Origin of the sequence: Bordetella genomosp. 7 (assembly GCF_002261415.1) — a bacterium.
In the GTDB taxonomy this organism is placed as follows: domain Bacteria; phylum Pseudomonadota; class Gammaproteobacteria; order Burkholderiales; family Burkholderiaceae_B; genus Bordetella_A.
In genome coordinates this window covers 519,223-531,581 of record NZ_NEVI01000017.1, presented here as the reverse complement: position 1 = coordinate 531,581, position 12,359 = coordinate 519,223, and the positions used below count along the sequence as shown (strand labels likewise).

General features: G+C 66.7%; 10 protein-coding genes. All 10 read left to right on the top strand.

Annotation, left to right across the window (positions count from 1 at the left end; genetic code table 11):
• Positions 1-9 precede the first annotated feature (9 nt).
• The 10 genes from CAL18_RS14275 to CAL18_RS14230 all read left to right on the top strand — a co-directional run bounded on the left by CAL18_RS14275 (position 10) and on the right by CAL18_RS14230 (position 12,334).
• Complete coding sequence (locus tag CAL18_RS14275) at positions 10-1,614, top strand: ATP-dependent DNA ligase (protein WP_094818099.1); 1,605 nt, start codon at positions 10-12, stop codon at positions 1,612-1,614.
• A complete protein-coding gene (locus CAL18_RS14270; protein WP_094818098.1) occupies positions 1,611-4,073 on the top strand; it encodes a ligase-associated DNA damage response DEXH box helicase in 2,463 nt (820 codons plus the stop codon). Before CAL18_RS14275 ends, CAL18_RS14270 begins: the two co-directional genes overlap by 4 nt.
• Positions 4,054-4,746, top strand: a complete 693-nt coding sequence (gene pdeM / locus CAL18_RS14265) for a ligase-associated DNA damage response endonuclease PdeM (protein ID WP_094818097.1) — start codon at positions 4,054-4,056, stop codon at positions 4,744-4,746. Before CAL18_RS14270 ends, pdeM begins: the two co-directional genes overlap by 20 nt.
• A gap of 107 nt (positions 4,747-4,853) precedes the next feature.
• A complete protein-coding gene (locus CAL18_RS14260) occupies positions 4,854-6,005 on the top strand; it encodes an NAD(P)/FAD-dependent oxidoreductase (protein ID WP_094818096.1) in 1,152 nt (383 codons plus the stop codon).
• Between the two features lie 30 nt (positions 6,006-6,035).
• Positions 6,036-6,401: a RidA family protein gene (locus CAL18_RS14255; RefSeq protein ID WP_026638710.1), complete on the top strand. Its 366-nt coding sequence runs from the start codon at positions 6,036-6,038 to the stop codon at positions 6,399-6,401.
• 18 nt (positions 6,402-6,419) lie between these two features.
• On the top strand, positions 6,420-7,874 hold the full coding sequence (locus CAL18_RS14250; protein ID WP_026638709.1) for a M81 family metallopeptidase: 1,455 nt from the start codon (positions 6,420-6,422) through the stop codon (positions 7,872-7,874).
• A 39-nt stretch (positions 7,875-7,913) separates the two neighbouring features.
• Positions 7,914-9,497, top strand: coding sequence for an ABC transporter substrate-binding protein (locus CAL18_RS14245; protein ID WP_026638708.1), 1,584 nt, complete (start codon positions 7,914-7,916; stop codon positions 9,495-9,497).
• A 39-nt stretch (positions 9,498-9,536) separates the two neighbouring features.
• Positions 9,537-10,472 carry an ABC transporter permease gene (locus CAL18_RS14240; protein ID WP_026638707.1) on the top strand — a complete coding sequence of 312 codons (936 nt, stop codon included), beginning with the start codon at positions 9,537-9,539 and terminating at the stop codon, positions 10,470-10,472.
• A 5-nt stretch (positions 10,473-10,477) separates the two neighbouring features.
• Positions 10,478-11,344 carry an ABC transporter permease gene (locus tag CAL18_RS14235; protein ID WP_026638706.1) on the top strand — a complete coding sequence of 289 codons (867 nt, stop codon included), beginning with the start codon at positions 10,478-10,480 and terminating at the stop codon, positions 11,342-11,344.
• Positions 11,345-11,356: 12 nt separating this feature from the next.
• Positions 11,357-12,334, top strand: a complete 978-nt coding sequence (locus CAL18_RS14230; RefSeq protein ID WP_026638705.1) for an ABC transporter ATP-binding protein — start codon at positions 11,357-11,359, stop codon at positions 12,332-12,334.
• The last annotated feature ends 25 nt before the right edge of the window (positions 12,335-12,359 follow it).

Genomic DNA, 12,359 nt, shown 5'->3' with positions numbered 1-12,359 from the left:
GATTCCGGCATGAAGCGATTCGCGGCCTTATTCCAGGAACTCGACCGAAGCACCGCGGTTCTGGACCGGCGCGCGGCATTGGTGGCGTACTTTCGCGATGCGCCTCCTCGCGACGCCGCATGGGCGCTCTATCTGCTGGCCGGCGGCAAGATCAGCAGCGCGCGCCGCACGATTGCGCGCACGGGCGAGCTGCGCGCATGGGTGGCCGACGTGTCCGATACACCCGCCTGGCTGGTCGATGCCAGCTACGCCCAGGTCGGCGACCTGGCCGAGACGCTGGCATTGCTGATGCCCGATCCCGCCCGGCCCGTGCCAGAACGTGGCCTGGCGGACTGGATAGAAGAGGTGCTGCTGCCTGTGGCCAACCAGGACGAGTCCCGGCGCCGCGCGGTCGTCGTGGATGCATGGCAGGGGCTGCCCTTTGACGAGCGGCTGGTGTTCAACAAGCTGCTGACGGGCGCGTTGCGCGTGGGGGTGTCGCAGCGCATGGTGCAGCAGGCGCTGGCCGAGCTGTCGGGTGTGCCCATCGCGCGTATCGCCCAGCGTATGCTCGGCGCCTGGACGCCCAGCCCGGCGTTCTTGCGCGATCTGCTCTGCGCGGAAGAACTGCCGGGCGACCGGCAGCAGCCGTATCCGTTTTTTCTTGCGTCGCCGCTGGAAGGCGACCCGGGCGGCCTGGGCCCGGTCGCCGACTGGCTGGTCGAATGGAAATGGGACGGCATACGCGTGCAACTGATCCGGCGTCATGGCGAGGTGGCGCTGTGGTCGCGCGGCGAAGAGCGCCTGGACGGGCGTTTCCCTGAAGTCGAGGCCGCGGCGCAGGCCCTGGACATCGATTGCGTGCTGGACGGCGAATTGCTGGCGTGGCAAGAGGGCGATGACTTGCCCATGCCGTTCGCTGCCCTGCAGACGCGCATCCAGCGGCTCAAGCCCGGCCCGCGCTGGCTGGCCGAGGCGCCGGTGCGCATGCTGGCGTACGACCTGCTGGAACTGGACGGAGCCGACCTGCGCGATCTGCCCATGGTTGAACGGCGGCGCCGCCTGCAGGCCCTGCTGCAGCGCCATCCGGACCCGCGCCTGTGCCTGTCGCCGCTGGTGCAGGCGCCGGATTGGCAGACGGCCGCCAACCTGCGCGAGGAATCCCGCCAGCGGGGGGTGGAGGGCTTCATGCTCAAGCGCGCCGACTCGCCGTACCAGAGCGGCCGCAGGCGCGGCGACTGGTGGAAATGGAAGGTGGACCCGCTGACCATCGACGCCGTGCTGATGTATGCCCAGGCCGGCCACGGACGGCGCAGCACGCTGTACACCGACTACACCTTCGGCCTGTGGCAGGACGGCGCGCTCACGCCCGTGGCCAAGGCCTATTCTGGCCTGGACGATAAAGAAATACTGGAACTGGACCGCTGGCTGCGCGCCCATACTGTCGAGCGCTTCGGGCCGGTGCGTTCGGTCGAGCCGGTACAGGTGTTCGAGCTGGGATTCGAAGGGGTGGCGGTGTCCCGGCGCCACAAGTCGGGCGTGGCCTTGCGGTTTCCGCGCATCCTGCGGTGGCGGCGCGATAAGCCGGCCGAGCAGGCGGACCAGTTGGAAACCTTGCGGGCGCTGGCCAGATGAGCGGCGGGCCGCGCGGCTGGGACGCGCCCCTGGCGGCCTGGCTCAAGGCGCGAGGCTGGAAGCCGGCGCCGTTCCAGCGCGAAACGTGGCGCCGCTACCTGGCGGGCGAATCGGGCCTGCTGCATACCCCTACCGGCAGCGGCAAGACATTGGCCGCTTTTGGAGGCCCCCTGCTGCAGGGCTTGCAAGATGGTGGTCCGCAGTCCGCCAGGCAGGCCGGTCCCCGGATACTGTGGGTGACGCCGCTGCGTGCGCTGGCGGTGGACACGGCGCGCGCACTGGGGGAAGTCGCCGGGCAACTGGGCCTGGGCTGGACGGTGGCCTTGCGCACCGGCGATGCCTCGGCGCGCGACAAGCGGCTGGCACGCCAAGGCAAGGCCGATGTGCTGGTCATCACGCCGGAGTCTCTTGCGCTGCTGTTGTCGTATGCGGATACCGCCCCTGGCTTTGCCCGCCTGCAATGCGTGGTGGTGGACGAATGGCACGAACTGTTGGGCAACAAGCGCGGCGTGCTGCTGCAGCTGTGCCTGGCGCGGCTGCGCCGCCTGTCGCCCCAGGCGCGCATCTGGGGGCTGTCGGCCACCCTGGGCAATCTGGATGAAGCGCGGGCGGTGCTGCTGCCGCATCTGCCGCACAGTGCACTGGTGGCCGGCGCGCGGCCGCGGCGGATCCGCATATCGACCTTGCTGCCCGAAAGCGGCCGCGCCTTGCCCTGGGCGGGCCACCTGGGCCTGTCGCAGCTGGTTCATGTGTACAGGCGGCTGTTCCGGGTGCGCGCGACGTTGCTGTTCACCAATACCCGTGCGCAAGCCGAATTGTGGCATCGCGCGCTGGAATCGATATGGCCCGAAGACCCGGCCACGCTGGCGTTGCATCACGGATCGCTGGACCCGCGGCTGCGCGCCGCAGCGGAGCAGGGGCTGCGCGCGGGCACGGTGCGGTGCGTGGTGGCCACATCGAGCCTGGACCTGGGGGTGGATTTTCCGGCGGTGGACCAGGTCATGCAGATAGGCAGCCCCAAGGGGGTCGCCCGCCTGTTGCAGCGGGCCGGCCGCGCGCGCCACCGCCCGGGCGAATCCGGCCACGTCATCTGCGTCCCGGCGCAGGCGCTGGAACTGGTGGAATATGCGGCGGCGCGCCAGGCGATTGAAGGCGGGCGCATTGAATCCCGCCCGCCGCCACGCGGCAGCCTGGACGTGCTGGCCCAGCACGCCGTCACCCTGGCCCTGGGCGGCGGTTTCGATGCAGATGAGCTGTATCGCGAAGTGGCCGGCACGCATGCCTACGCCGCGCTGGACCGCGCGACCTGGCAGGCCGTATTGGATTTCATCGTGCAGGGCGGCCTGGCGCTGGGCAATTACCCGGAGTTTCGCCGTGTGGAACGCGATGACGATGGCCGATACCGCGTGCACGACAGGCGCATTGCTTTTCGGCATCGCCTGTCCATAGGCACGATTACGTCTGATGGCGCGGTGGCGGTCAAGTATCTGCGCGGCGGCGCGCTGGGTTCGGTAGAAGAGTCGTTTCTTGCGCGGCTGCGGCCGGGCGACCACTTCCAGTTCGCCGGCCGCACCCTGCAGCTGGCGCGGCTGGAAGGCATGACGGCTTACGTGCGCAAGGCGCGTGGCGGCAACGGGCCGGTGGCCACCTGGCTGGGCGGGCGCATGCCGTTGTCTACGCAGTTGGCGCAGCAGGTCGAAGCGCTGTATGCCGACCCGGGTCCGCATCGCGAAATGCGCGCCGCAGAGCCGCTGCTGCGCATTCAGCGCAGTGCCAGCGCGCTGCCGGCGCCGGGACGCCTGGTGGCCGAACAAATCGCCACGCGGCGCGGCATGCATGTGTTCGTCTATCCGTTCGCGGGGCGCGCCGTGCACGAAGGGCTCGCCGCCATGATGGCGTTGAGATGGGGCAGGCTGCAGCCCAACACCATTTCGTACACCGTAAACGACTACGGCCTGATGTTGACTCTGGCCGAGCCCGCCGCTCTGGACGACGCTCTGCTGAGGCAGCTGCTTGGCCCCCAAAACATGGAGGCCGATCTGCGCGACGGCGTCAACCTGGGCGAACTGGCGCGCCGGCAGTTCCGCGAGATTGCCCGCGTCGCGGGGCTACTGACCCCATCCCTGCCGGGGCGCGCCGCGCGATCGTTGCGCCAGGTACAGGCGTCCAGCGGGTTGTTGTACGACGTGCTGCGGCGCTACGACCCGGACCACCTGTTGCTGGCGCAAGCCGAGCGCGAGGTTTTCGAGCTGCAGCTGGAAGCGCCCCGGCTGAAGGCGGCCCTGCACGATTGCGCCGCACGGACTTTGGCGCTGTGCAAGCCCCGCGCATTGACGCCGCTGTCCTTTCCGCTCTGGACCGAAAGCCTGCGCGGCCAGCTCAGCACCGAAACCTGGCAGGCGCGCGTCAAGCGCGCCGCCGCGCAACTGGAGAAGCGCTATGCCGCTGTCGTGGGATGACGCCTTGCGGCTGGAGCTGGCGGGGGAAACGATGCTGCTGCTGGGCGAGCGTGCCTTGTTCTGGCCTGCCCGGCAGCGGCTGGTCATTGCCGACCTGCATCTGGGCAAGAGCCACGTATTCAGGCAGGCGGGCATTGCCGTGCCGCGCGGCGCCACCCATGACGACCTGCGCCGCCTGGACGACCTGATTGCGCTGACGGATGCCCGCGCGCTGTGGATCGTGGGCGATGTGTTGCACGGGCCGGCGGGCCAGGCCGCATGGCGCGACGCCTGGCTGCACTGGCGGCAGCGCTATGCGGCGCTGGAGGTCGCCGCGCTGACCGGCAATCACGACCGCGCGCTGGCGCAGGCCGCGATGCGCGTATATCAGTTGGGACATGAACACGTCGACGGGCCATTTCTGTTTCGCCATCTGCCGGCGCCGGACGCCGCCGGACGCCATGTGATCGCGGGCCACTTGCATCCCCAGGCCAGGGTGCCCGGCGTGCCGCGCCGCTGGCCCGCCTTCTGGCTGCGGCCGGGCATGACAGTGCTGCCCGCGTTCTCGGCGTTCACCGGGGGGGGCGTGGTGGAAGCGGCGGCCGGCGAAGGCCTGGTGGCGTGCGTGGAAGGCGCCGCGCTGGCCCTGAACGGAAGGCCGGGCGCGCACAGACAGCCTGGCACGCGCGGGTAAACCCTCAGTAAAACAATCTTGACCATTCGCGGCGTTGCGACGACTATTCCCTTTTTCGAGAATTCTCATATTCGAAAATAGAATTGCTGCGCAAAGGATGATGTTTCATGGCTGTCGCGAAGGTTTATGACTATCTGATCATTGGCGCCGGCATGGCGGGCGCCTCGCTGGCCTATCGGCTGCGGGATCGCGGAGCCGTGATGGTGGTGGAAAGAGAGAGCCAGGCGGGCTACCACTCGTCGGGCCGTTCGGCCGCCATGTTCATGGAAACCTATGGCACCCCGGCCATCCGCGCGCTGACGCGCGCCAGCCGCCGCTTTTTCGAATCGCCTCCCGACGGCTTCAGCGATCACCCCCTGCTGGGCGATCGTGGCGTTGTCTATATCGCGCACGAGGGGCAGCAGGGCCTGCTGGCCGAGACGATGGCGCAATTGCAGGCCACCGGCGCCACGATACGGGCCATGACGGCGGATGACGTCGTCGGCCGCGTGCCCTGCGTGCGGCGCGAAGGATTGATCGGCGCCATCGAGGAGCCCGACGCCAAGGACATCGACGTGCATGCGTTGCTGCAGGGGTTCTTGCGCGGCGCCAGGCAGGCGGGCGTGGAGTTCGCCTACAACGCCACGGTGCAGCGGGCTGCTCGCCAGGACGACGCCTGGCTGGTCGAGCTTTCCAACGGCGCCACGGTCGCCGCGCGCAACGTGGTCGATGCCGCGGGCGCTTGGGGCGAACAGGTGGCCGGCGTGTTCGGCGTGGCGCCGCTGGGCCTGCAGCCCAAGCGCCGCAGCGCCTTCACCTTCAAGCCCGACGCGGCCGACGGCCAGTGGGCTGATTCCGATCGGTGGCCGGCCGTGGTGGGCGTGGACGAGTCGTTCTACTTCAAGCCGGATGCGGGGCAGTTTCTCGGGTCGCCGGCCAACGCAGACCCCGTGGAGCCGCACGACGTGGTGGCCGAAGAGCTGGACGTCGCCATCGGCATCGACCGGATCTGCACCGCGACCACGTTGACTATCCGCCGTCCGAGCCACACCTGGGCCGGCCTGCGCTCGTTCCTGCCCGATGGCGATTTCGCCGTGGGCTGGGACCCGGATGTCAGCGGCTTTTTCTGGCTGGTCGGGCAGGGCGGCTATGGCATCCAGACCGCGCCGGGCGCGTCGCTGCTGGCCGCGAACCTGATCCTGGGCGAGCCGCTGGATCCGTCGCTGCAGGCCGAAAACATCGACGTGTCCATTGTTTCGCCGGGCCGCTTTCGCGCCTGATTCCCTTTCATACCATTTCGAGTGACCGACATGAGCATTCAACGATACGAATCCCCCCTGGGCCTGCCATTCTCGCGGATGATCCGCGCCGGAGGATTTGTGTTCTTCTCGGGCCAGATCCCGATGGATCGCGATGGCCAGGTTGTGCGTGGCGACATCAAGGCGCAGACCGCCGCCGTCATGGAGCGACTGGCCGACAGCCTGGCCGAGGTGGGCCTGGGATTCGACGATGTGATCAAGGCCACCGTCTGGCTGTCCGACCTGGCCTTGTTCGCCGATTTCAACGACGCCTACCGGTCGTATTTCAAGTCGGGCCTGCCGGTGCGGTCCACGGTGCAAGCCAAGCTGGCAATGGGCGTGGACCTGGAAATCGAAATCCAGGCCCTGGACCGCTGACGCTACAGGAGCACGGCCATGAGGATCTTCACGGCATCGCTGTCGACCGAGACCAATACGTTTTCGCCCATCCCGACCGGCATCGATTCGTTCAAGGCGCGCGGATACCACCCGGCGGGTCAGCATCCGGACACGATGCTGCAGTTCTCCGGGCCGCTGTGGGCCGCGCGCCAGCGGGCCAGGGCCCACGGCTGGACGGTTATCGAAGGAACCGTGGCCGGCGCGGTGCCGGCAGGGCTGACCACGCGTTATGCGTACGAGACGCTGCGCGACGAGATACTGCAGGACCTCAGGAACGCGGGCCAGGTGGATATGGTGGTGCTGGGCCTGCATGGCGCCATGGTGGCCGATGGCTACGACGACTGCGAGGGCGACCTGATTTCCCGGGTGCGCGAGATCGTCGGGCCCGCAGTGGTCATCGGCGCCGAGCTCGACCCGCATTGCCACATGACCCCGCTGATGTACGAGACCGCCGATGTGCTGGTGTGCTTCAAGGAATACCCGCATACCGATATTCTGGAGCGCGCCTACGACCTGGTGGATCTATGCGCGGCCAAGGTGCGCGGAGAGGCCAGCCCCACGCTGGCGGTGTATGACTGCGAGATGATCTCTATCATGCACACGAGCCGCGAGCCCATGCGCAGTTTCGTCGACCGCCTGCTGCGCATGGAGCAGGAGCCCGGCATTCTGTCGATTTCCATCGCGCACGGGTTTCCCTGGGGCGACGTGCCCGGCATGGGATCCAAGGTGCTGGTGTACACGGACGGCGATGCCGCCCGCGCCACGCAGCTGGCCCGGGAACTGGGCGAAGAAATCATCGGTTTTCGCGATGCGCTGCAGACGCCCAACCCCACGACGGCCGAGGCCATCCGCCTGGTGGCCGAGAACGGGCGATATCCCGCCGTGCTGGCGGATTCGGCCGACAACGCGGGTGGCGGGGCGGGCAGTGATTCGACTTTTGTGCTGGCCGATTTCCTGGCGCACCAGGTGCGCGACGCCGTGATCGGCCCGATCTGGGACCCTGTTGCCGTGAGCCTGTGCATGAACGCCGGCGAGGGCGCCGCGCTTGCATTGCGCGTGGGCGGCAAAGTGTCGCCAGCGTCCGGCCAGCCTGTGGATGTGCACTGTGTGGTGAAGGCTTTGAAGCGCAATGCCTACATGACCGGGCTGTCGAACACGCCTTCGCTGATCGGCGACGTGGCGGTGGTCGAGGCCGAAGGCATCACGATGGTGTTGAACACGGTGCGCAACCAGGCCGTCGGCCGCGACCTGTTTACACAGTTCGGCATCGACCTGGCGCAGTGCAAGTACATCGTGGTGAAGTCGTCGCAGCACTTCTATGCCGATTTTTCCAAGGTCGCGGCGCAGGTCATCTACCTGCGCACACCGGGTTCCGTGTCGTCGGACCTGCACGCACTGCCCTACCGGAAAATCACTTACCCCAAATGGCCGCTGGTCACGCCCGCTGCCTGATGCCGCGCAGCAATACTTGAACGTCTCTGGAGAGCAAGAATGATGAAAAACTTCGCCTGCCTGAAAACGCTGGCCGTCAGCCTGGGCGCCGCCGGCCTGTTGCTGGCCAGCGGCGCGGCGTGGTCGGCCACCACGGTGCGCCTGGCCCCTACCGCAGACTTGAAAACGCTGGATCCGCTGTTCAACACGGCCTACATTACGCGCAACCATGGCTACATGGTGTTCGACACGCTGTTCGCCCAGGACAGCAAGGGCGAGATCCGCCCGCAGATGGTGGATACCTGGACGGAGTCCGAAGACGGCAAGCAGTGGTCGTTCACGCTGCGCGAGAACCTGAAGTTCAATGACGGCACTCCCGTCACGGCTGCCGATTGCGTGGCGTCGATCGAGCGGTGGGCCAAGAAAGACACCCTGGGCCGCCTGATGATGAAAGCGGGCGCCAAGCTCAAGGTCGTGGACGACAGGACGTTCGAGATTGCGCTGGAAAATCCGTTCGGCCTGGTGCTGGCGGCGCTGTCCAAGCCGTCGGGCATGCCGCTGTTCATCATGCCCAAGCGGCTGGCAGACAGCGATCCCAGCATTCCCGTCACCGAAATGGTGGGGTCGGGCCCCTTCCTGTTCAAGAAAGACGAATGGGTTCCGGGCAACAAAGTGGTGTACGTGAAGAACCCGGACTACGTGCCGCGCGCCGAACCCGCCGACGGCCTGGCCGGCGGCAAGGTCGTGAAGGTAGATCGCGTCGAGTGGGTGTATATCCCCGACGCCAACACGGCCGCCGCCGCGCTGCAGAACGGCGAAATCGACATGATCGAGAGCGTGACGCCGGACTTCCTGCCGGTGCTCGAAGGCAATGCCGAGGTCAACCTGATTCCGGCTCTGGCGTCCCAGGGCATGGTGGTGCCCAACTCCCTGCATCCGCCTTTCAATAACGCCAAGGCGCGCCAGGCCATGTACCACGTCATCGATCAGGCCGAATTCGTTTCGGCGGTCGGCTACGGCGGCAAGTACCGCACCGAATACTGCCCGTCCATGTACACGTGCAGCTCGCCCTATGCCACCGACGTGGGCGCCGCGTCCTACAAGAAGCCCGACTTCGAAAAGGCCAGGCAGCTGCTCAAGGAAGCGGGCTACCAGAACGAAAAGGTCGTGATCCTGTATCCGACCGACAACGTGAACAGCCCGGCCAACCTGGTGCTGGCGCAGGCGCTGCAGAAGGCCGGCTTCAACGTCGACCTGCAGGCCATGGACTGGGCGTCGGTTGCCGCGCGCCGGCTGAAGAAAGACGCGCCGGAAAACGGCGGTTGGAACATCTTCATCACGCATGGCGGCTATTTCGACGCCAATACACCGGTCACCAACCCCTGGCTGTCGGCGCCGTGCGGCAATGGCCTGCCGGGCTGGCCGTGCGATGAAGAACTCGACAAGCTGCGCGCCCAGTGGATCGCCGAAAGCGATCCCGCCAAGAGCAAGGAGCTTGCCGCCAGGATCCAGGCGCGCGCCTACGAGACGGTGCCGTATGTGATCTGGGGCGAGTTCAAGCCGGTGATCGCCACGCGCGGGCTGGCCAACACCGATCTGATGAAGATCGGCATCCCCGTCATGTGGAACGTCGAGAAAAAGTAGGCGCGCCCGCCCACGGGAAACGGCCCAAGGAGTGATGAATTGCGGTACTTGATACGTAGGCTGGTCGCAACCATCCCGGTGATGGCGGTGGTGGCGGTGTTTGTTTTCCTGCTGGCCCACATGTCGCCGGGAGACCCGGCGGCCGTGCTGGCGGGAGACAACGCCACCGTCGAAGACGTGGAAAAGATCCGCGCCGCCATGGGGCTGGACAAGCCGCTCATCGAGCAATTCCTGACGTGGGGCGGCAACGTCCTGCGAGGCGACCTGGGCGTTTCCACGTCGACCAGAATGCCGGTGTTGACGCTTATCCAGCAACGCATGGGGCCGACGCTGTCCATCGCGCTCTTTACCATCGTGCTGGCGGTGTTCCTGGCCGTGCCGCTGGGCATCATTGCCGCCTGGAAGGCCGGTTCCCTGACAGACCGGCTGATCATGCTGGGGTCGGTGGTGGCCTTTTCGATACCGGTGTTCCTGATCGGCTACGGGCTGGCCTATGTGTTCTCGGTGAAGATGGGCGCCCTGCCGGTGCAGGGCTACAAGCCCATGTCCGATGGACTGGGCGCGTACGCCAGGCATCTGGTGCTGCCCTGTGTGTCGCTTGGCCTGGTGTACATGGCGCTGCTGACCCGCATGACGCGCGCCACCATGCTGGAGGCGCTGGGCGAAGACTACATCCGCACTGCGCGCGCCAAGGGGCTGGGCTCGCGCCTGGTTATCTGGCACGCGCTGAAGAACGCCGCAAACCCCATCGTCACGACGATAGGCGTGGGCGTTGCCATGCTGATCGGCGGCGTGGTCGTCACCGAAACCGTGTTCGCCATCCCGGGACTGGGTCGGCTGACGGTAGATGCCGTATTGCGCCATGACTACCCGGTGATACAGGGTGTGCTGCTGATTTCGTCGGCAGTCTACGTGCTCATCAACCTGTTGGTAGACATGAGCTATCGCATTTTCGACCCCCGTATGGACAGCTGATCGCCATGCAAGCCCTTGCTTCCCATTCCGTCGGCAGCCGCAGGCGCATCGCCTTTGCGTTGCGCCAGCAGCCGGCCATGTATATCGGCATCGCGGTGCTGGCCGCGCTGGCGTTGATCGCCATCTTTGCGCCGGCCATCGCGCCGTACAACCCCCTGGACATCAACCCGCTGGCGCGCATGAAGCCGCCGTCCGCGGCCCATATATTCGGCACCGACGCTCTCGGGCGAGACATCTTTTCCCGCGTGATGTGGGGCGCGCGCGTGTCGCTGGTGGTGGGTATCGCCGTGGCCGTGCTCAGCGTGGCGCTGGGGGTGGCGATAGGCATGCTGGCGGGCTATTTTTCCAGGCTCGACATGGTGATCATGCGGGTGATGGACGGGCTGATGGCCATCCCGAACATTCTGCTTGCCATTGCCCTGATGGCCGTTTTCAGGGGCGGCCTGCTGACCGTGATCGCCGCCATCGTCATCCCCGAGGTGCCGCGCGTGGTGCGCCTGGTGCGCGCGCTGGTTCTGTCGATACGCAACCAGCCCTACGTCGAGGCGGCGCACGCGCTGGGCACGCGCACGCACAAGATCCTGGCGATGCATATTCTGCCCAACCTGTTTGCACCGCTCATGGTGCAGGCGACCTTCATCGCCGCGTCGGCGATCATCACCGAGGCCGTGCTCAGCTTCCTGGGCGTGGGCATACCGCCGCAGACGCCAAGCTGGGGCAACATCATGGCCGATGGCCGCAATTTCCTGTCGATCGCGTTCCACATCATCCTGTTCCCGGGCCTGTTCCTGGCGATGACAGTGCTGGCCGTCAACATGCTGGGCGACGGGCTGCGCGACATGCTGGACCCCAAGCTGGCCAAGAAGATCTGAGGCACGGACGTCATGAGCGATAAGGAAATTCTGCGTGTCGAGCACCTGAGCGTGCACTTCGAAGGGCTGGCGCGCACGGTGGTGGCTGTAAATGATCTGTCGTTCCATGTGCGCAGCGGCGAGACGCTGGGCATCGTGGGCGAGTCGGGCTGCGGCAAGAGCGTCACGTCGCTGGCCATTATGCGGCTGCTCGCGAAGTCGGCGCGGGTGGTCAGCGGCGCCGTGCATTTCGAGCAGCAGAACCTGCTTGCCTTGAGCGAGCGCCAGATGCGCGGCGTGCGCGGCAACCAGCTGTCGATGATCTTCCAGGAACCGATGACGTCGTTGAACCCGGTGTTCACGGTGGGACGGCAGATCGCCGAATCTATCGTGCGCCACCAGGGCCGGACGTACAAGCAGGCATTGTCGGAGGCCCAGGGGCTGCTGGAGCTCGTGCAGGTATCCGACCCGCAGAAGCGCCTGGCGAACTATCCGTATGAGCTGTCGGGCGGAATGCGCCAGCGCGTCATGATTGCCATCGCCCTGGCATGCAAGCCGCGCCTGCTTATCGCTGACGAGCCCACGACGGCGCTGGACGTGACGATACAGGCGCAGATACTGCAGATACTGAAAGACATCCAGCAGCAGCTGGGCACGGCCATCGTGCTGATCACGCACGACCTGGGCGTGGTGGCCGAGGCCTGTGACCGCGTCATGGTGATGTATGCCGGATCCAAGGTAGAAGAGGGCTCGGTGTCGGATGTGCTGTACCGGCCGCGCCACCCCTACACCCAGGCCCTGATACGCGCGCTGCCCGCTTTCGTGGACACGGATGGCAGCCAGCCGCGCCTGGCCGAACTGCCCGGCATTGTGCCCACCATTACTCCCCAGGCGCGCGGCTGCGCGTTTTCATCGCGCTGCCCCCAGGCGGTGGATAGTTGCCAGTCTGTCGCGCCAGTGCCCCTGCAGGACGGCAGCGCGCACACGTATTGGTGCCGCGTGGCGGCCTAGCCGCGCCCATGAACATCTGAGCGAA

What these genes read in the sequence shown, in the direction of transcription:
- CAL18_RS14275 (WP_094818099.1), top strand. Translation starts at nt 10, where the DNA reads ATGAAGCGATTCGCGGCCTTATTCCAGGAACTCGACCGAAGCACCGCG.
- CAL18_RS14270 (WP_094818098.1), top strand. Translation starts at nt 1,611, where the DNA reads ATGAGCGGCGGGCCGCGCGGCTGGGACGCGCCCCTGGCGGCCTGGCTC.
- pdeM (WP_094818097.1), top strand. Translation starts at nt 4,054, where the DNA reads ATGCCGCTGTCGTGGGATGACGCCTTGCGGCTGGAGCTGGCGGGGGAA.
- CAL18_RS14260 (WP_094818096.1), top strand. Translation starts at nt 4,854, where the DNA reads ATGGCTGTCGCGAAGGTTTATGACTATCTGATCATTGGCGCCGGCATG.
- CAL18_RS14255 (WP_026638710.1), top strand. Translation starts at nt 6,036, where the DNA reads ATGAGCATTCAACGATACGAATCCCCCCTGGGCCTGCCATTCTCGCGG.
- CAL18_RS14250 (WP_026638709.1), top strand. Translation starts at nt 6,420, where the DNA reads ATGAGGATCTTCACGGCATCGCTGTCGACCGAGACCAATACGTTTTCG.
- CAL18_RS14245 (WP_026638708.1), top strand. Translation starts at nt 7,914, where the DNA reads ATGATGAAAAACTTCGCCTGCCTGAAAACGCTGGCCGTCAGCCTGGGC.
- CAL18_RS14235 (WP_026638706.1), top strand. Translation starts at nt 10,478, where the DNA reads ATGCAAGCCCTTGCTTCCCATTCCGTCGGCAGCCGCAGGCGCATCGCC.
- CAL18_RS14230 (WP_026638705.1), top strand. Translation starts at nt 11,357, where the DNA reads ATGAGCGATAAGGAAATTCTGCGTGTCGAGCACCTGAGCGTGCACTTC.